This window comes from Klebsiella sp. SYXHC3, from assembly GCF_057196925.1.
This window is the reverse complement of record NZ_JBXUNG010000005.1, coordinates 250679-270692: the sequence shown is the minus strand read 5'-3', so window position 1 is coordinate 270692 and position 20014 is coordinate 250679. Positions and strand designations below refer to the sequence as shown.

The window sequence follows — 20014 nt, the reverse complement described above, 5'->3', positions numbered from 1 at the left end:
CGCCTGATGGGATAGGCGCTAAGGGATCCTGACAACCGTTATGCCTGAACAATATCGCTATACTCTGCCGGTCAAAGCCGGCGATCAGCGCCAGCTTGGCGAACTCACCGGCGCCGCATGCGCCACGCTGGTAGCCGAAATGGCCGAACGCCATCATGGCCCGGTGGTGCTGGTGGCGCCTGACATGCAAAACGCCCTGCGTTTGAATGATGAAATCAGGCAATTTACCGATAGCATGGTGATCGGCCTCGCTGACTGGGAAACCCTGCCCTACGATAGCTTTTCGCCACATCAGGATATTATCTCTTCGCGCCTTGCGACGTTATACCAGTTGCCAACCATGCAGCGCGGCGTGCTTATCGTTCCGGTCAGCACTCTGATGCAGAAGGTCTGCCCGCATAATTATCTGCACGGTCACGCGCTGGTAATGAAAAAAGGGCAGCGCCTGTCGCGCGATGCGCTACGCACGCAGTTGGACAGCGCCGGTTACCGCCATGTCGATCAGGTAATGGAACACGGCGAATACGCGACCCGCGGCGCCCTGCTCGACCTCTTCCCGATGGGCAGCGAGCAGCCCTATCGCCTCGATTTCTTTGATGACGAAATAGACAGCCTGCGGTTATTCGATGTTGATAGCCAGCGTACTCTGGAAGAAGTCGAGGCCATCAATTTGCTGCCGGCGCATGAGTTCCCAACCGACCAGGCGGCGATCGAACTGTTCCGCAGCCAGTGGCGCGATCGCTTTGACGTGAAGCGCGATCCGGAACATATCTACCAGCAGGTAAGCAAAGGTACCCTGCCTGCCGGGATCGAATACTGGCAACCGCTGTTCTTCAACGAGCCGCTGCCGCCGCTGTTTAGCTATTTCCCCTCCAGTACGCTGATTGTGAATACCGGCGATCTGGAGCACAGCGCCGAGCGTTTCCAGAATGAAACCCGCGCCCGCTTTGAAAACCGCGGCGTCGATCCGATGCGCCCGCTGCTACCGCCGGAACAACTGTGGCTGCGCAGCGACGAACTTTTTAGCGAGCTGAAAAAATGGCCGCGGGTCCAGTTAAAAACCGAGCGTCTGGCGGAGAAAGCCGCTCATACTAATCTCGGCTATCAACCCCTGCCCGAGCTGGCGATTCAGGCGCAGAATAAAGCGCCGCTGGACAATCTGCGTCGCTTCCTTGAATCCTTCAGCGGCCCGGTGATTTTCTCCGTTGAAAGCGAAGGCCGCCGCGAGGCGCTGGGCGAGATGCTGGCGCGCATCAAAGTTGCGCCAAAACATATATTGCGCCTGCAGGAAGCCAGCGGCAATGGTCGTTTCCTGATGATCGGCGCCGCCGAGCACGGATTTATCGACAGCCAGGCTAATCTGGCGCTGATTTGCGAAAGCGATCTGCTGGGCGAACGCGTCGCCCGCCGTCGTCAGGATTCCCGCCGTACCATCAACCCCGATACGCTCATTCGCAACCTGGCGGAACTGCATATCGGACAGCCGGTGGTGCACCTTGAACATGGGGTGGGTCGTTATGCGGGGATGACCACCCTCGAAGCCGGGGGCATCAAAGGCGAATATCTGATGCTGACCTACGCCAACGACGCCAAACTGTACGTCCCGGTATCGTCACTGCATTTGATTAGCCGCTACGCCGGCGGCGCGGAGGAAAATGCGCCGCTACACAAACTGGGCGGCGATGCCTGGGCGCGGGCAAGGCAAAAAGCGGCGGAGAAAGTGCGCGACGTGGCCGCCGAACTGCTGGATATCTACGCCCAACGCGCGGCCAAAGAAGGCTTCGCCTTTAAGCATGACCGCGAGCAGTATCAATTATTCTGCGACGGTTTCCCGTTCGAAACCACACCAGATCAGGCGCAGGCAATCAACGCCGTTCTCAGCGATATGTGCCAGCCGCTGGCAATGGACCGCCTGGTCTGCGGCGACGTTGGCTTCGGGAAAACCGAAGTGGCGATGCGCGCCGCCTTCCTCGCCGTCGAAAACCACAAACAGGTGGCCGTGCTGGTGCCGACCACCCTGCTCGCCCAGCAGCACTACGATAACTTCCGCGACCGCTTCGCCAACTGGCCGGTACGCATTGAGATGCTATCGCGTTTCCGCAGCGCCAAAGAGCAGGCGCAGATCCTCGAACAGGCGGCAGAAGGTAAAATCGATATTCTGATCGGCACCCATAAGCTGCTGCAAAATGAAGTCAAGCTGCGCGACCTGGGGTTATTAATCGTCGATGAAGAACACCGCTTCGGGGTGCGTCATAAAGAACGCATCAAGGCGATGCGCGCGGACGTCGATATCCTGACGCTGACCGCCACGCCGATCCCGCGTACGCTGAATATGGCGATGAGCGGAATGCGCGATCTGTCCATTATCGCCACCCCGCCAGCTCGCCGTTTGGCGGTAAAAACCTTTGTCCGCGAATATGACGCGCTGGTGGTTCGCGAGGCGATCCTGCGTGAAGTCCTGCGCGGCGGTCAGGTTTACTATCTGTATAACGATGTTGAAAATATTCAGAAAGCGGCGGATCGTCTGGCTGAACTGGTACCGGAAGCGCGAATTGCCATCGGTCACGGCCAGATGCGCGAACGCGAACTGGAACGGGTGATGAATGATTTCCATCACCAGCGTTTTAACGTGCTGGTCTGTACGACAATTATTGAAACCGGCATCGATATCCCGACCGCCAATACCATCATCATTGAGCGCGCCGATCACTTCGGCCTTGCCCAGCTGCACCAGCTGCGCGGCCGTGTGGGCCGTTCGCACCATCAGGCCTACGCCTGGCTGCTCACCCCGCATCCGAAAGCGATGACTACCGACGCGCAGAAACGCCTGGAAGCTATCGCTTCGCTGGAAGACCTCGGCGCCGGCTTTGCCCTCGCGACCCACGATCTTGAAATTCGCGGCGCCGGCGAACTGCTGGGAGAAGGTCAGAGCGGACAGATGGAAACTATCGGCTTCTCGCTGTATATGGAACTGCTGGAGAACGCCGTCGATGCCCTGAAAGAGGGTCGCGAGCCGTCGCTGGAAGATCTCACCAGCCAGCAGACGGAAGTGGAGCTGCGCATGCCGGCGTTGCTGCCGGATGACTTTATTCCCGACGTGAACACCCGTCTGTCGTTCTATAAGCGTATCGCCAGCACCAAAAACGAACACGATCTGGATGAGATCAAAGTCGAGCTGATCGATCGCTTTGGCACATTGCCGGATGCGGCGCGTAATTTGCTGGATATCACGCGCCTACGCCAGCAGGCGCAAAAGCTGGGGATCCGTAAGCTGGAGTGCAATGAAAAAGGCGGCGTGATCGAGTTTAACGAGAAAAATAATGTGAACCCGGTCTGGCTTATCGGTCTGCTGCAGAAGCAGCCGCAGCATTACCGGCTGGATGGGCCAACTCGTCTTAAATTCTTCCAGGAGCTGGATGAGCGTAAAACACGTATGGACTGGGTACGCCAGTTTATGCGTCAGCTGGAAGAAAACGCCACCGCTTGATAAAAAAGAGATGCGGTTGTCAGAACCGCATCTCTTTACCTGTCACAGTTAGCAAACTTTACAAACATTTTGCAATCCACCTGGATTTCCCAACACTCTCCCGCGCCATAATTGACATTGATTATCTTATAAAAATAACCATTTGTTTATTGTGGAATTATGGTAATGATAAATATCTCGCGTGTTTCAACCTGGCTTACGGCATTCGCTCTCGCGGCGACGCTGGCCCTTCCCGCCCGCGCCAATACCTGGCCGTTACCGCCGAGCGGTAGCCGTCTGGTCGGGCAGAATCAGTTTCATGTAGTGCAGGATAACGGCGGATCGCTGGAAGCGATTGCCAAAAAATACAACGTTGGTTTTCTCGCGCTGCTGCAGGCTAATCCCGGGGTCGATCCTTATGTGCCGCGCGCCGGTAGCGTGCTGACCATCCCGCTGCAGACGCTGCTGCCTGACGCCCCCCGTGAAGGTCTGGTGCTCAATATCGCCGAGCTGCGCCTGTACTACTATCCACCTGGACAGAATAGCGTGACCGTTTATCCGATCGGTATCGGCCAGCTTGGCGGCGATACCCTGACCCCGACGATGGTCACTACCGTTTCCGATAAGCGCGCCAACCCCACCTGGACACCAACCGCCAACATCCGCGCGCGATATAAAGCGATGGGGATCGATTTGCCAGCCGTAGTCCCTGCCGGGCCGAATAACCCGATGGGACATCACGCGATTCGTCTCGCGGCCTACGGCGGCGTCTATCTACTGCACGGCACCAACGCCGATTTTGGTATCGGGATGCGCGTCAGTTCAGGCTGTATCCGCCTGCGCGATGCTGATATAAAGTCTCTGTATAACAAAATCACGCCGGGCACCAGGGTGAATATCATCAACGAACCTATCAAAGTTTCGGTAGAGCCAAACGGTACCCGTCTGGTGGAAGTCCACCAGCCGCTGTCCGAACATATCAATGACGATCCGCAGACGCTGCCAATCGTCCTGAATGCCGGCATGAAGAACTTTAAACAGGCACCGCAGACCAATCAGCAGGTGATGGAATACGCGATGGAGCTACGCTCCGGAATGCCGGTCGATGTGACCCGCCATCAGCTTCCCGCTGAGCAAGCCATGTAGTGCATTTCCGGATGGTAGAATGTAAAAAACCCGCCAGGCACGGCGGGTTTTTTTGTGGCAATCGCCAGCTTCGCTGACGAGGTTTCGCGGGGCGCGGTCCCATGAAGGGGTGTGGACCGCGTCGCGAGAGTGGCATAACAAAGGGAACGACTTTTACTGCTTACTACACGCGTTCTGCTGAAGGGGGTCAGGAGCGCGTTTTGTCAGTGGCATGACAGGGGTTACAACATTTATTTATAGATAACTGCGGTACCGTGCAGGGTATTAGGACCGGTTACCGAGGTAATACGGTAAGAGGTCGCCCCCATCTCGTCGGCTTTCTGCGCCAGCTGCTCTTCAAGCGAACCCAGATTGGTGCCGGCGGATGCGGAAACGGTACCGATTTTATGTTGACCTGCTGGGGTGGATTGCACCTCAACAGCGGCGAAACTTGCGAATGAGAGTGAGCTCAGTACGGCAGCAAGTGCCAGTTTTTGGACGTTTTTCATGATTATTATACCTATGCAGATGATTTTTATAGTAGGGTCGCAAGAATTAACTTAACGATCGATAGGTAAATGATAATGTGATCCAGGTCACAGGTCAACTCATTTTTATAACGATCATTTAACTATTTATAAAATGCTTAATTTTCATACATATATGAATTATTTATTTTTGGACTTCTGCCGCTGGTAGCGTGACACGTTTATTTTTATAATGGCCGTTCAACAACCCAACATAGGTACAACGGCATCATGACAACTGACGTTCAAAGTTGCGCAAAAAAAAGCCGTGGCCGACCTAAAGTGTTCGACAGGGACGCGGCGCTGGACAAGGCCATGACACTTTTCTGGCAGCACGGCTATGAAGCAACTTCGCTGGCCGATCTCGTCGAAGCGACCGGTGCGAAAGCCCCGACGCTATACGCCGAGTTCGTGAACAAAGAAGGCTTATTCCGCGCGGTGCTGGATCGCTACATTTCCCGCTTCGCCGCCAAACACGAAGCCCTGCTATTCGATGACCACAAAACCGTCGATCAGGCGCTGCGCGACTATTTCACCGCTGTCGCCACCTGCTTTACCAGCAAAGATACCCCGGCAGGCTGTTTTATGATTAACACCTCCGCGGCGCTGGCCGCCTCTTCAACCGATATCGCCAACACCATTAAGTCGCGGCACGCGGTGCAGGAACAAACGTTGACGCAATTTTTACAGCAGCGTCAGCAACGCGGCGAACTCCCTGCGCAGGGCAATGTCTTGCAGCTGGCGCAGTTTTTAAACTGCATGCTGCAAGGAATGTCTATCAGTGCGCGCGAAGGCGCTGATTTTGCCACCCTGAAACAGATTAGTGACACGACGCTGCGCCTGTGGCCGCAAATCCTGCAACCTTAATCCCCTACCGGCGGCCGTCGCTCGCCGGTTTTTTCCCCATCTGCTGAATAACCTTACATTTCTCAATATTTTCATTATGTTGATTTGTTGTAAATGATATTGATAACGATAATCAATATGTGCAAAATTCGCATTTGTTTTTCTATATGTTTCACGCTGTAACAGCCGCGCCTGTGGCTGAAAAAAATAACAACAGTAATGACTAACTCATATCAAGGAATGCGAATGAACAAGCGCCTCTGGCTGCTCAATCCTCTGCTGCTGGCCACCGCCCTGCCAGCCTTTACCGCGCAGGCCGCCGATGAAGACGATATTATCGTCAGCGCCAACCGTAACCACCGTACCGTCGCCGAGATGGCGCAAACCACCTGGGTGATTGAAGGCCAGGAGATTGAGCAACAGGTTCAGGGTGGTAAAGAGTTTAAAGATGTCCTCGCGCAGCTGATCCCCGGGATAGATGTCAGCAGCCAGGGGCGTACCAACTACGGCATGAACATGCGCGGACGCGCCATCGTCGTGCTCATCGACGGCGTGCGTCTCAATTCATCGCGTACCGATAGCCGCCAGCTTGACGCCATCGATCCGTTTAACATCGAACATATTGAAGTTATTTCCGGCGCCACGTCGTTATACGGCGGCGGCAGTACCGGCGGTCTGATTAATATCGTCACGAAAAAAGGCCAGCAGGAACGCCAGGTGGATCTGGAGCTGGGTGGTAAAACCGGCTTTGCCAATAGCAACGATCATGATGAACGAGTAGCGGCGGCCGTCAGCGGGGGTACCGATCATGCTTCCGGCCGATTGTCGGTGGCCTATCAGCGCTTCGGCGGCTGGTATGACGGCAACAATGACGCGCTGATCCTCGATAATACGCAAACCGGCTTACAGCATTCGGACCGACTCGACGTGATGGGTACCGGAACCATCGAAATCGATGACCAGCGCCAGCTCCAGCTTGTCACGCAGTACTATAAAAGCCAGGGCGATGATTATGGTCTGAATTTGGGCAAAGATATGTCTGCGGTGCTTGGCGAAAGTAAAGCCTGGACCTCTAACGGGCTTAACTCCGATCGCGTGCCTGGTACCGAGCGTCATTTGATCAGTCTGCAATACTCCGACGCCGACTTCTTCGGCCAGAATATGGTCAGCCAGATTTATTACCGCGACGAATCACTGACCTTCTACCCCTTCCCGGCCCTGAGCAAAGGGCAAATCAGCAGTTTTTCCGCTTCACAGCAGGATACCGATCAGTACGGCGCTAAGATCACCTTCAACAGCCAACCGCTGACGGGATGGGATCTGACCTGGGGCGTTGATGCCGACCATGAAACCTTCAACTCCAACCAAATGTTCTTCGACCTGGATAAAGCAATGGCTTCCGGCGGCCTGAATAATCAGTCAGCCTACACCACCGGCCGCTATCCAGGCTACAGCATCACCAATCTCGCGCCGTTCCTGCAAACCAGCTATGACCTGAACGACATCTTCACCCTTAGCGGCGGCGTGCGCTATCAATGGACGGAAAACCGCGTCGATGATTTTGTCGGCTACGCGCAGCAGCAGGATGTCGCTAAAGGCAAATATCAGTCGGCGGATGCCATTCCTGGCGGTAAGACCGATTATGATAACTTCCTCTTTAATGCCGGGATCGTCGCCCACATTACCGAACGCCAGCAGACCTGGTTTAACTTCTCTCAGGGCGTCGAACTACCGGATCCGGGCAAATATTACGGTATCGGCAGCTACGGCGCCGCGGTCAACGGCCATCTGCCGCTGGTCTCGAGCGTTAACGTCGGCGACTCGCCGCTACAGGGGATCAAAGTTAACTCCTGGGAGCTGGGCTGGCGTTACACCGGCGACAACCTGCGCACCCAGCTTGCCGCTTATTACTCGACATCAGACAAAACCATCGTAGTTAACCGCAGCGATATGACCATTGATGTGCAATCGGATAAACGACGCATTTACGGCATGGAAGGCGCGGTGGACTACTTCGTGCCTGATAGCGACTGGAGCCTGGGCGCTAACTTCAACGTGCTGAAATCGCAAGTAAAAACCGATGGCAGTTGGCAGAAGTGGGACGTCACCCTGGCCTCGCCGTCGAAAGCCACCGCCTGGGTCGGCTGGGCGCCGGACCCATGGTCGCTACGCGTGCAAAGCCAGCAGGTATTTGATTTAAGCGATGCCAGCGGCAATAAGCTTGATGGGTACAATACCGTCGATTTTATCGGTAGCTATTTGCTGCCGGTGGGTAAACTGACCTTTAGCATCGAAAACTTGCTGAACGAAGATTACGTCACCATCTGGGGACAGCGCGCGCCGCTGTTGTACAGTCCAACCTATGGCAGCGCCGGGCTGTACGAATATAAAGGCCGTGGCCGGACCTTCGGCCTGAACTACGCGTTAACGTTCTAATAAAAAAAGCCCCTCAGCCTGAGTGATTGAGGGGCTAATAGCTTAAAACTGCTGTTTTACGCTTTGTTATTCAGAATCAACTGACCGTTGCTGTCCAGCGGGATTTGCGCCCCCGGCTGGTGGTCCATGCGGATTTTGCCCTGCTGGTCGCCGATTTTATAGGTAACATCATAACCGAGCATTTTTTCCGACTTGTCGTAAACCGTCTTACAGCGCTGCTGGGTGGTGGTATAGGTGTCGTTATCCTGCATCGAGCCCTGAATTTGGTTACCGGCATAGCCGCCGCCCAGCGCGCCAACCACGGTAGCGACATCACGCCCTCGCCCGCCGCCAAACTGGTGGCCAATCACACCCCCGGCGACCGCGCCGAGAACGGAACCGGCAATACGGTTTTCATCCTGCACCGGACGACGATGGGTAACGGTCACGTTACGGCATTCCTGACGCGGCGTTTTTATGCTTTCTTTTATCGGCGTACTGGACACCACTTGCGCATATTGCGGGCCACGATCTAATACATTGAGACCGGCAACGGCGGCGACGCCCAACGCGGCGGCAACGCCAATCCCAATACCCGCCAACATTGATTTATTCACGGGAATTCCTCCTTCATTGCTGTTACTAGCAATTCTGCGTGCTGCTCAGGGGGTATGCAAATCAGAAAGCGGATGAAAAATGCGGGAACCTACGGCAAATCAAGGGGATTCAGAGGATTCCTAACAGGAATTAGCGAGTCTGGCAGAAGGATATGCTGTGTTTTCAGGATAGCGCCGCGATGGCGCTATCCTGATTGCTGACAGTTTAGTGCAGCTTGAGACGCGGACGAATAATACGGTTAATACGTCCTACCAACATCATCAGGCCGGTTTTGAAATAGCCATGTAACGCAATCTGATGCATGCGGTACAGCGAGATATACACGAAGCGCGCAATTCGCCCTTCAACCATCATCGAGCCGCGCATCAGGTTACCCATCAGGCTGCCAACGGTGGAGTAGTTCGACAGCGAGACCAGTGAACCGTGATCTTTATAGACATACGGTTTCAGCGCTTTACCTTTCATCTGCGCCAGAATGTTATTCAGCGCGCAGGTCGCCATCTGGTGCGCCGCCTGGGCGCGTGGAGGTACAAAGCCGCCTTCCGGACGAGCGCATGAGGCACAATCGCCGATAGCGTAGATATCCGGATCACGCGTTGTCTGCAGCGTCGGCTCCACCACCAGTTGGTTAATGCGGTTGGTCTCAAGGCCGCCAATCTCTTTCATGAAATCAGGCGCTTTGATGCCCGCCGCCCACACCATCAGGTCGGCATCAATAAATTGACCATCTTTAGTGTGCAGGCCGTTAACGTCTGCGCTGGTCACCATGGTCTGCGTCAGGACACGTACGCCAAGCTTAGTCAGTTCATTGTGCGCGGCGCCGGAAATGCGCGGCGGCAGCGCCGGAAGAATACGTTCGCCGGCTTCAACCAGCGTCACGTTCAGCGCTTCGTTGGTCAACCCTTTGTAACCATAGCTATGCAGCTGTTTCACCGCATTATGTAGCTCGGCGGACAGCTCAACCCCGGTAGCCCCGCCGCCAACGATGGCGATATTGACCTTACCGTTGGCACCGAGGTTTGCAGAATACTTGAGGAACAGGTTAAGCATTTCCTGATGGAAACGGCGCGCCTGGTGCGGGTTATCAAGGAAAATGCAGTTTTCCTTCACCCCTGGCGTGTTAAAGTCATTTGAGGTACTACCCAGCGCCATCACCAGCGTGTCGTACGGCAGCTTACGCTCGGCAACCAACAGCTCGCCTTTCTCGTTGCGCAGCTCCGCGAGAGTAATGGTCTTTCCTTCGCGATTGATATCTACCACCGAGCCTAACTGGAACTGGAAACCGTGGTTACGCGCATGCGCCAGGTAGCTCAGCGCATCAACGCCCTCATCCAGAGAACCGGTCGCCACTTCATGCAGTAGCGGCTTCCACAGGTGGCTATGGTTGCGATCCACCAGCGTAATTTTCGCTTTTTTGTTGCGGCCCAGCTTTCTACCCAACTGAGTAGCCAGTTCCAGTCCGCCGGCACCACCACCTACAATAACGATTCTTTTCAATGGCGTAGTCACAAGACCCCCTAAAAGTATTAACCAATTGTTAATTAAAAGTTATCCAAATAGCTCTTAGTTAACAATAAGTTGCGGCAATGAAACCATTCAGCAGGACCGAGAATAGCATGAACGGAACATTGGTCATACCAAAATTGATGTGCATCAAGTTTTACCGCATATTTTTTAAACGAACAACGTCAATTATGGACAAGAAAAAGCCCGCGGCGTTTGCACGCGGCGGGCTGAGAAAGTGAAAACAAGGTTAGCCGAGGGTCTTAAAAGCCTTTATTCGCTGCAGATGCGGTGAAAGACTTTTAAATTTGTGCGTCTGTTCTTCATCCCAGATGATTTCGTAATAATGATGCAGCACTTCAGCCGAGCGTTGGCTATCCAGCGCCTCATCATGGCGTGATAGCATCACCAGGCAGCGGTCGCGATTTTTTTCGCGGAAGTTGTTCACGCACTTGGTGGCGATATCCTGATACTCTTCCGGCCTGTCGATTTTCCCTTCCATGTTCTCGTAGGGGAACAGGTTCGGGTTGAACACGGCCTGCCGAATATCGCAGAGGAAACCGATCCTTTCCGCCCAGTAACCGCCTAACCCGACGCCGCATATGAGCGGCCGATCGTCGGCAGTGAGCTGCAGCATTTTGTCGACTTCCTTCAACAAATGCTGCATATCATGTTTTGGATGGAGCGTACTGTAGCTAATCAACCGCACGTCAGGGTCGATAAACTGCAGCTGCAGCACCTTTTCATGGTTACCGGGGCTGTTAGAGTCAAAACCGTGTAAATAGATAATCATCGTATCCTCACCAGACAACAACGCCCTTCAGGTTAACTACACAGACTTCGCTTCTTGCCAGCGCGCATGGAGCTGTTCCAGCTGTGCGCTTACCGTTTGCCAACGAGCGGAATCTCGCAGTTCCTGACGGGTAAATGAACCTTTATGATACAATTTTGTAACACGCTCTGCTTTGATCGGGGACAGGTTATCCAATACGCTCACCGCGCCTTTACGATTATTGCAGACCAGGATCATATCGCAACCGGCATCGAGCGATGCCTGCCCACGTTCAGCATAGCTGCCCATGATCGCCGCCCCTTCCATCGACAGGTCGTCTGAGAAGATGACGCCATCAAAGCCCAGCTCGCCGCGCAGCACCGTTTTCAGCCAGTATTCTGAACCACTCGCCGGGCGCGGATCGATGTCAGAGTAAATCACATGCGCCGGCATAATCGCATCCAGGCGTTGTTCATCGATCAGGCTCTTGAACACCGCCATATCTTTAGCACGGATTTCCGCTGCCGGACGCGGATCAAACGGTGTCTCTTTGTGTGAATCCGCCGTCACCGCGCCGTGGCCCGGGAAGTGTTTACCGGTGGTTTTCATACCGGCGGCATGCATACCGTCAATGAAATGACGCGCCATCACCAGCGCCTTTTGCGGGTCTTCATGCCATGAGCGTTCGCCGATCGCAGCGCTGATGTGCCCCACATCCAGCACCGGCGCGAAGCTGATATCAATATCCATGGCAATCATTTCGCTGGCCATCAGCCAACCGGCTTCTGCGGCGAGCTTACCGCCCTCTTCCACCCCCAGCAGCGCGGCAAAAGACTGCGCGGCCGGCAGACGGGTAAAACCTTCGCGAAAGCGCTGCACACGCCCACCTTCCTGATCCACCGCCACCACGAGATGATTACGCGAGGCCTCGCGGATTTGGCGTACCAGTTCGCGCAACTGCGCCGGATCGTGGTAGTTGCGGGTAAACAAAATTAAGCCGCCGACCAAAGGATGAGCCAGAATCTCACGCTCTTCCGCATCCAGTTCAAAACCTTCGACATCCAACATTACCGGACCCACACAGACCTCTCTTATCCTTTATTTTCTGTTTTTAACTGACGCCATGTCGCATCCGCCAGTGCAATAAATTGCCGGTCGCCGCTCTGCTGCCAGCGCCGCTCATACCAGCCCGCCATCAATATAAGGACCCACGGCCGCCAACGCTGTATTTGCCGCCGCAGTTGCTGCTTATCAATTCGGGCAAAGCGCGAATACTCATTGAGCAGCTGGCAACGCGTATGGGCATCGCACCATACCGCCGCCAGTTCAAGCGCGATATCGCCGTCTCCCGCATACTCCCAGTCAATCAAGCGCAGACCGTCGCGGCTATGAATAATATTACCAGCGTGGACGTCCATATGCAGAGGCGCTAAACGCAACGGCCGCGGTTCACGCTGGCGCAATAACCGTTTATGCCAGCGCAGCCAGAAAACGGTGCGCCTGGTCGGATCGCACTGCTGCCAGTACAACTCAAGCAGCGGCGCCAGCTCGGTGCGCCAGCCAAAACGCGGCTGTTGGTGCAGATGATACAATAACCCGGCAAGCGAAGGGCACTCCGGCAGCGCGCTTTTCACTTCTCCTGCGCAATACTCCACCACCATCCAGCGTGGCGAAAAGAACACCGCCGCCGGCGAAAGCGACGCCGGAAGGTGCTGAAGCGCGCGGTACTGGCGCAGAAAATGGCTGAGCGGCGCCAGCGGATCGTGAGGCTGGCGCAACACCAGCCGACGGACGCCATCGCTGATAACGCAGCTGCCGCCGCTAAGACCGTTTTCAGTCAAGGCGGCGACAGGTGAATAGCGAGGAAAGAAGCGCGACAAGAGCTCGTCGCGCGTAAGCTTATTGTTGCTGAACCGCACCTTTGCCTGACCAGATAATCTCGCCGGACTGCACCAGCATCAGCTGCATTTTCAGCTCCGGCGCATTCACGTTGCCGGTGGCGTTGGAATACAGTACGTACTGTGCGCCAACGGTGCGCGCAATCCCCATCGCTTTGCTGCGGCTGCCGAGGCTATCCTGCGGCGACAGGCCCAGCTGTTGTTTAGCCACCGCAAGCTGCTGAGTCGATACCAGCGTAAACTTGCCGTTGCCCGCCAGCGCGTTGCGCAGCGCGGAGGTCGCTTCGGCCGCGTTCAGCGATCCGTTGGTACGGTTATTGACGCTATCCACCAACAGAATGCTGCCCGCGTTCACGCCGCCCGCCTGCAGCATCTGGCCGATCATCGGTTGCACAGCTCCGTCCCAGTTGTAGTGACGAACGCGCGGCGCAGGCTGAGACGGCTGCGATGGCTGTTCGCCGCCGTGTTCGATCGGCCCCGGCTGCGTTGGCACCGTCGGCACGGCAGGCACCGTCGGCTGGGGCTGCGCAGGTTGTTCCGGCTTCGGCTTCGCCTCCTCGACCGGCGCAGGTTCACTACGTTGCCCCACACAGCCAGCCAGGAATATCGCCAGTGCTGTGATTAACGCATAGCGACACATTTTAATCATTATGATGACCTCTTAGAGATAAAGATAAAGGCGGGCTTTGTGCGCCCCGAGAATATTGGCACTGCCGTAGAGCACGACGGACGAGCGTGCTGGAACCGTCACGCTACGCGCAGGGTCCAGCGGATGCATCTCAAGCCCATGGGCGTCATACCAGAAAAAACGGTAGTGCACGGTAATGGGCTCTTGCCGTTCATTAAATAATCTTGAGGTAGCGGTGGCCTGAATTTCCGAAGCGGTTACCGACGGCGGATCGGCGCTGATGCCAGCCGCCAGAACGCTGGATTCCATCACCAACGTCTGCTGCTCGCCAACCGGAATTTCCGGGTGCGAGCTACATCCGGCCAACAGCGCCGCCAGAACCAGGACGCCTGAATAAGCAGCACGCATCGATTTAGCCTTTATGCGCCAGCATCGGGCCCAACGGACGGCCGCCCAACAGGTGCATATGAATATGGTAAACTTCCTGCCCGCCGTGGCGGTTACAATTGACGATCAGGCGGTAGCCGTCGTCAGCCAGACCTTCATCACGGGCAATCTTCGCCGCGACGGTCATCATTCGGCCTAGCGCCTGTTCGTGTTCGGCGGTGACGTCATTTACGGTTGGAATCAGGATATTCGGGATAATCAGAATATGGGTCGGCGCCTGCGGAGAGATATCGCGAAAAGCAGTGACCAGTTCATCCTGATACACAATATCCGACGGGATTTCCCGGCGAATGATTTTGCTGAAAATCGTTTCTTCTGCCATGACTGATTCCTTATTAGTTTTATACCGTGCCCCGGCCTGCCTCTGCAGATAAACACGAATGCACAGGATCAGCTAAGAGTATGAGCGACTTCCTCCCTCTCTTTCAACCTGAATGCAGTTTTTCTTATTCAACTATAGACTTAGCTGCTGAGGGAATAAGCATTTCCCCCATTTTCCGGGTATTGCCAAACAATGACCAGAATACCAACGTAAAAAAGGCAGCCATTTGGCTGCCTTAGTCTCCCCACACTACGTCTTAGCTATTGCGGATGTACTCATCCATCTCGGTTTTCAGGTTATCGGACTTGGTGCCGAAAATAGCCTGAACGCCGGAACCTGCAACAACTACGCCAGCAGCACCCAGTTTTTTCAGGCCAGCCTGATCAACTTTCGCTACGTCAGCCACGCTTACGCGCAGACGAGTAATACATGCGTCGAGGTTTGTGATGTTCTCTTTACCACCGAAGGCGGCAATCAGCGCCGGCGCCATTTCACTGGTCGCAGCGGATTTGCTGTCTTCAGTTGCATCTTCACGGCCTGGAGTTTTCAGGTTCAGCGCTTTAATCAGCACGCGGAAGACCACGTAGTACACGATCGCATAGCAAATACCGACAATCGGGAACAGCCACAGCTTGCTGCTGTTGCCGGAAAGAACGATAAAGTCGATCAGACCGTGAGAGAACGACGTCCCGTCACGCATACCCAACAGGATACAGATCGGGAATGCCAGGCCTGCAAGAATCGCGTGGATGATATACAGGATCGGCGCAACGAACATGAAGGAGAACTCGATCGGCTCGGTAATACCGGTCAGGAACGAGGTCAGCGCCGCGGAGATCATAATACCGCCGACTTTGGCACGGTTTTCTGGTTTAGCAGAGTGCCAAATCGCGATAGCTGCAGCCGGCAGGCCGTACATTTTGAACAGGAAGCCGCCAGACAGTTTACCCGCAGTCGGGTCGCCTGCCATGTAACGAGGGATGTCGCCATGGAACACCTGACCTGCAGCGTTGGTGTATTCACCAATTTGCATCTGGAAAGGTACGTTCCAGATATGGTGCAGACCAAACGGTACCAGGCAACGCTCGATGAAACCGTAGATACCGAACGCCACAACCGGGTTCTGGTAAGCAGCCCACTGAGAGAAGGTCTGGATGGCGGAGCCAATCGGCGGCCAGATGAAGGACAGGATCACGCCGGTGAAGATAGCGGCGAGACCAGAGATAATCGGCACAAAACGCTTGCCCGCGAAGAAGCCCAGATATTCAGGCAGCTTGATACGGTAGAAGCGGTTGAACATGTAGGCTGCAATCGCACCGGAGATAATACCGCCAAGCACGCCGGTATCAGCCAGGTGTTTGGCTGCGATTTCCTCAGCAGGTAAATGCAGAACCAGCGGCGCGACTACCGCCATGGTTTTCACCATGATGCCGTAAGCTACGACTGCAGCCAGTGCGGATACACCGTCGTTATTGGTGAAGCCAAGCGCAACACCGATTGCGAAGATCAGCGGCATATTGGCGAAAACTGAACCGCCTGCTTCCGCCATGACGTGGGAGACCACGGCTGGCAGCCAGCTGAAGTTGGCAGAACCGACGCCCAGCAGGATACCTGCAATAGGCAGTACGGATACTGGCAGCATCAGCGATTTACCGACCTTCTGCAGGTTAGCAAATGCATTCTTAAACATAATTGAGAGTGCTCCTGAGTATTTGGTACTTTTTTACGCTTTCACGCATTGGCCCGGGGGGAGAACCGTGCCGTGGACAGGACATCTAAGCGCCCTTTATTTATTACACAGAGTAAAATAATTAACGCGGACATTGTTTGACGGCTATCACGTTTCATTCAGTCAACATATAAAAATTTACACTGATTTACATAATGTGTATCTGTATGTTGCAAAAATGCGCTCACCGCCTCTGTCGCGGCGGTGAACTTTACTCGCTTTAACTATTAATTACGAGCCTTAAAATAATAGAAAGATCAGGCGGGTTGCAGTCTGGCAGGGTCGATGTGGAACAAGCTGGCAAAGTTATCGGTGGTTTGTTGCGCGAGCTGCTCCAGCGACACGCCCTTCAGCACCGCCATGTATTCAGCGATATCGCGCACCATCGCCGGCTGGTTCTCTTTACCGCGATGTGGTACCGGCGCCAGATAAGGCGAATCGGTCTCTACCAGCAAGCGATCGAGCGGAACATAGCGCGCGGCATCTCGTAGCTGCTCCGCGTTACGGAACGTGACGATACCGGAAAACGAAATATAAAACCTCATGTCCAGCAATTTACCCGCTGTCTCCCTGTCTTCAGTGAAACAGTGTAGTACGCCACCGCAATCCGTCACCTTTTCTTCCTGTAAAATCGCCAGCGTATCGGCGCGCGCATCGCGGGTATGCACAATCACCGGCTTATTCAATTCGCGGCCAATGCGGATATGCTGGCGGAAAGACTCCTGCTGGCGGAGTTTCGTTTCCGGGGTATAAAAATAATCGAGCCCGGTTTCCCCCATCGCCACTACGCCCTCTTCCGCAGCCAGCGAACGCAGCTCTTCGAAGTCATACGCTTCATCCTGGTTCAATGGATGAACACCGCAGGAAAAGACGACATTTTCTCGCTGGCCGACTAACTCGCGCATCCCGCGATATCCCGGCAGCGTGGTGGCGACTGCCAGGCAAAACTTAACATCACGCGCGGCGGCTTTCGCCAGCACATCATCGACATCTTTATGCAGCGTTTGATAATCCAGGCCATCAAGATGGCAGTGGGAATCGACTAAAAACATGTTCTTATTCTCAGAGATGTGAGACGGGCAGAACCGCCCCGGGTTGCAGGTAATGTTCCCAGCGCAGGAGGCGCTCGGTGAGTAGTAGTTCGCGGTTGACGCCGACCACGCTCAGCAACTGCTCGCGACAGGCGCTAACATCGCGCGTGATAGCTTCAAGACGTGGGCCCGAAAGTGTTTGCGCCAGTTGGTTAACCAGCGTCCAGGCATCTGGATTACTCAGAAGCGTAATCCCCTGTTGCCGCTTCTGCGCATCCAGCAACAGCGATGCCAGCCAGTGCAGACGCACCGGGGCCTGTTCGTGATTCAGAACCGGCAATAATGACAGCCAGTCACCGCTGGTTAACGCGCTGGCTAACGCCTGGCAAAGCTGTTGTCGCGGAGCCCAGTTAGCCTCTTGCAGTAACTCCAGCGCTGCCGCGGGTGCGTTAGCGCTGAGGCGCAACGCGGCCAATAAAGCTTCTTGTGACATTGTCACTTCACGTGCTAACCACCCTAACGCCCAGGCTTCAGAAGGCGGAGTAAGGTGATATGAGAAGCACCGGCTGCGCAAGGTGGCGAGCAGACGCGCCGGCTCCGGGCAGGCCAGGAAAAACCAGGTATTTTCCGGCGGCTCTTCCAGCGTCTTCAGCAAAGCATTGGCGGCGGCATCGGTTAACAACGTCGCATCGTTGATCCACACCACCTTCGCGCCGCCGAGACGCGCACGCTCATAGAGTTTTTCAGTGATGCCGCGCACCGCATCGATGCCTAGCGCGCTCTTGCCCTTCTCCGGAACCAGAGTGTAGTAATCAGGATGGGTCCCCGCCTGCATAAGCTGGCAGCTATGACAATGGCCACAGCTTTTATGCCCTTCCGGCTGGCGGCACATCAGGAAACGGCATAACGCGTAGATAAGCGCATCGCCCCCCATCCCCGGTAATGCCTGGAGTAATAACGCATGGTGACCCCGTCCTGCCTGATAGCCAGACACTAGCTGCTCGAAGGACGGGCGTAACCACGGATACCATTTCATGCGCGTTGCTCCGCAACCCATTGAGTGATAACGGCGCGAATGTCGCGCTCAACCGCTTCCAGAGGCTGCGTCGCATCCACCGTGCGGATAGTCGGATCCTGCGCCGCCAGTTCAAGGTAGCGCGCGCGGGTACGATTGAAGAAATTCATCGACTCCTGCTCAATCCGATCCAGATCGCCTCGCGCGCGGGCGCGCTTAAGGCCAACTTCCGGCGTCACGTCAAGATAGAGTGTTAAATCAGGGCGAAAATCACCGAGTACCGCATCGCGTAGCGTCGCCAGCATCCCCTGATCGATACCGCGCCCCCCGCCCTGGTAGGCCTGAGTTGAGAGATCGTGACGGTCGCCAATGACCCATTGACCGCGAGCCAGAGCAGGCTTAATCACCGTTTCCACCAGCTGTACGCGGGCGGCGTAAAACATCAGCACTTCCGCTTTATCGTTAATGACTTCATCGCCGGTAGACTGGATATCCAGCACCAGGCTGCGCAGTTTTTCAGCCAGGATGGTACCGCCCGGTTCACGGGTAAACACCATATCGCGGATACCCAGCTGTTCCAGAGCCTCAACGACCAGATTGCGTGCGGTGGTTTTCCCCGCCCCTTCCAGGCCTTCGATAACGATATAGTTACTGCGCATTTTTTTCCTTAAGTACTTTTAAATAGTCCTGAACCGAACGGTTATGGCTGGCCAGATTGGTATTGAACGTATGGCCGCCTTTGCCGTCGGCAACAAAATAGAGGTACGGCGTTTTCGCCGGATGGGATGCCGCATTGAGAGACGCTTCGCCCGGCACGGCGATTGGCCCTGGCGGCATACCGCTAATCACATAGGTGTTATAAGCGGTCGGCGTCTCCAGATCTTTACGCGACAGTTTACCATTATAGCGCTCTCCCATGCCGTAAATTACGGTAGGGTCGGTCTGCAAACGCATGCCAATGCGTAGACGGTTGATAAAAACCGACGCCACGCGATCGCGCTCGGCAGGAACCGCGGTCTCTTTCTCAACGATAGAGGCCATGGTCAGTAACTGGTTTTGATCTTTATAGGGTAGATTATCCGCCCGCCCTTCCCAGGCTTTCGCTACCGCAGCGACCATTTTCTGGTGCGCGCGTTTAAGAATGGCGATATCGCTGGTATTGGCGGTGTACATCCAGGTATCCGGCCATAACCAACCTTCAACCCAATCGGCGTGCTCAAGACCCAGCGCTTTGGCGACCGTTTCGTAACTGTCGTCTTCTAAAGTGTGCTTCACATACGGCGCATCGCGCAGCTGACGCAAATAGTCGCTAACGCGCATCCCTTCAACAAACCGTAGCGGGAACTGCGCTTCTTTACCGCTCGCTAAAAGCTGCAGCATCTCGCGCACCGTCATTTGCGGTGTGAAGCGATAGGTACCCGCTTTGAAATGAGAAAGTTCAGGTTCGACGCGCAGCAGCCACTGGAATACGCGTGGACGATTAATGATTTTATCGCCATACAGCTGCTGGCCAAGCACCACTCGCCCGGTTCCTGGCTCAAGGGTGAAGATGGTCTCTTCTTTAATAAGCAACTTACTATCTGCCAGTTGGCGGACTTTCCACATACCTGCCGCTGCGGCAATACCGAACACCACGACTAACAGCAGGACAAAACGTAACATTTTCTTCATG

Annotated in this window: 18 protein-coding genes and 1 pseudogene; 5 read left to right on the top strand and 14 right to left on the bottom strand. The window is 55.1% G+C overall.

Annotated features, from left to right (window positions below):
* The first annotated feature begins 40 nt into the window (after window positions 1–40).
* Both mfd and ldtC read left to right on the top strand, forming a co-directional pair.
* Window positions 41–3487, top strand: a complete 3447-nt coding sequence (gene mfd / locus AC2CGP_RS15490) for a transcription-repair coupling factor (RefSeq protein WP_015705052.1) — start codon at window positions 41–43, stop codon at window positions 3485–3487.
* A gap of 165 nt (window positions 3488–3652) precedes the next feature.
* Window positions 3653–4612 carry a L,D-transpeptidase LdtC gene (ldtC, locus tag AC2CGP_RS15485; RefSeq protein ID WP_015705051.1) on the top strand — a complete coding sequence of 320 codons (960 nt, stop codon included), beginning with the start codon at window positions 3653–3655 and terminating at the stop codon, window positions 4610–4612.
* 230 nt (window positions 4613–4842) lie between these two features.
* On the opposite strand, the gene bhsA is transcribed toward ldtC, so the two are convergent.
* The gene (gene bhsA, locus AC2CGP_RS15480; RefSeq protein WP_015705050.1) at window positions 4843–5100 is read right to left on the bottom strand and encodes a multiple stress resistance protein BhsA; all 258 of its coding nucleotides are present in this window, start codon (window positions 5098–5100) and stop codon (window positions 4843–4845) included.
* 124 nt (window positions 5101–5224) lie between these two features.
* Between bhsA and AC2CGP_RS15475 the strand changes: the two are divergent.
* The 3 genes and pseudogenes from AC2CGP_RS15475 to AC2CGP_RS15465 form a co-directional block, all read left to right on the top strand.
* Window positions 5225–5287, top strand: a pseudogene (locus tag AC2CGP_RS15475) (hypothetical protein); the annotation flags it as partial.
* Between the two features lie 62 nt (window positions 5288–5349).
* Window positions 5350–5985: a TetR/AcrR family transcriptional regulator gene (locus AC2CGP_RS15470; protein ID WP_015705049.1), complete on the top strand. Its 636-nt coding sequence runs from the start codon at window positions 5350–5352 to the stop codon at window positions 5983–5985.
* 225 nt (window positions 5986–6210) lie between these two features.
* Window positions 6211–8400 carry a TonB-dependent siderophore receptor gene (locus tag AC2CGP_RS15465; protein ID WP_045386312.1) on the top strand — a complete coding sequence of 730 codons (2190 nt, stop codon included), beginning with the start codon at window positions 6211–6213 and terminating at the stop codon, window positions 8398–8400.
* A gap of 56 nt (window positions 8401–8456) precedes the next feature.
* Here the strand turns inward: AC2CGP_RS15465 and AC2CGP_RS15460 are convergent, their stop codons facing one another.
* The 13 genes from AC2CGP_RS15460 to yceG all read right to left on the bottom strand — a co-directional run bounded on the left by AC2CGP_RS15460 (window position 8457) and on the right by yceG (window position 20013).
* Complete coding sequence (locus AC2CGP_RS15460; RefSeq protein ID WP_048228651.1) at window positions 8457–8996, bottom strand: glycine zipper 2TM domain-containing protein; 540 nt, start codon at window positions 8994–8996, stop codon at window positions 8457–8459.
* A gap of 205 nt (window positions 8997–9201) precedes the next feature.
* A complete protein-coding gene (locus tag AC2CGP_RS15455; protein WP_015367177.1) occupies window positions 9202–10506 on the bottom strand; it encodes an NAD(P)/FAD-dependent oxidoreductase in 1305 nt (434 codons plus the stop codon).
* A 244-nt stretch (window positions 10507–10750) separates the two neighbouring features.
* A complete protein-coding gene (gene ycfP / locus AC2CGP_RS15450) occupies window positions 10751–11293 on the bottom strand; it encodes an alpha/beta hydrolase YcfP (protein ID WP_015367178.1) in 543 nt (180 codons plus the stop codon).
* Window positions 11294–11329: 36 nt separating this feature from the next.
* Window positions 11330–12340 (bottom strand): beta-N-acetylhexosaminidase, encoded by a 1011-nt coding sequence (gene nagZ / locus AC2CGP_RS15445; protein WP_162778476.1) that lies wholly within the window; start codon window positions 12338–12340, stop codon window positions 11330–11332.
* Window positions 12341–12363: 23 nt separating this feature from the next.
* The gene (gene thiK, locus AC2CGP_RS15440; RefSeq protein ID WP_047037519.1) at window positions 12364–13191 is read right to left on the bottom strand and encodes a thiamine kinase; all 828 of its coding nucleotides are present in this window, start codon (window positions 13189–13191) and stop codon (window positions 12364–12366) included.
* A complete protein-coding gene (lpoB, locus tag AC2CGP_RS15435) occupies window positions 13172–13810 on the bottom strand; it encodes a penicillin-binding protein activator LpoB (protein ID WP_162778477.1) in 639 nt (212 codons plus the stop codon). The genes thiK and lpoB overlap by 20 nt, the downstream gene beginning before the upstream one ends.
* 21 nt (window positions 13811–13831) lie before the next feature.
* Window positions 13832–14206: a YcfL family putative periplasmic lipoprotein gene (locus AC2CGP_RS15430; protein ID WP_015367182.1), complete on the bottom strand. Its 375-nt coding sequence runs from the start codon at window positions 14204–14206 to the stop codon at window positions 13832–13834.
* Window positions 14207–14210: 4 nt separating this feature from the next.
* The gene (gene hinT / locus AC2CGP_RS15425) at window positions 14211–14567 is read right to left on the bottom strand and encodes a purine nucleoside phosphoramidase (RefSeq protein ID WP_015705043.1); all 357 of its coding nucleotides are present in this window, start codon (window positions 14565–14567) and stop codon (window positions 14211–14213) included.
* Window positions 14568–14823: 256 nt separating this feature from the next.
* A complete protein-coding gene (gene ptsG / locus AC2CGP_RS15420) occupies window positions 14824–16257 on the bottom strand; it encodes a PTS glucose transporter subunit IIBC (RefSeq protein WP_015367184.1) in 1434 nt (477 codons plus the stop codon).
* Between the two features lie 296 nt (window positions 16258–16553).
* Window positions 16554–17348: a metal-dependent hydrolase gene (locus AC2CGP_RS15415; RefSeq protein WP_411303320.1), complete on the bottom strand. Its 795-nt coding sequence runs from the start codon at window positions 17346–17348 to the stop codon at window positions 16554–16556.
* A gap of 10 nt (window positions 17349–17358) precedes the next feature.
* Complete coding sequence (gene holB / locus AC2CGP_RS15410; RefSeq protein ID WP_015367186.1) at window positions 17359–18363, bottom strand: DNA polymerase III subunit delta'; 1005 nt, start codon at window positions 18361–18363, stop codon at window positions 17359–17361.
* Window positions 18360–19001 carry a dTMP kinase gene (gene tmk / locus AC2CGP_RS15405; protein ID WP_020079143.1) on the bottom strand — a complete coding sequence of 214 codons (642 nt, stop codon included), beginning with the start codon at window positions 18999–19001 and terminating at the stop codon, window positions 18360–18362. The genes holB and tmk overlap by 4 nt, the downstream gene beginning before the upstream one ends.
* Window positions 18991–20013: a cell division protein YceG gene (gene yceG, locus AC2CGP_RS15400; protein ID WP_032705663.1), complete on the bottom strand. Its 1023-nt coding sequence runs from the start codon at window positions 20011–20013 to the stop codon at window positions 18991–18993. The genes tmk and yceG overlap by 11 nt, the downstream gene beginning before the upstream one ends.
* Window position 20014: the final 1 nt, after the last annotated feature.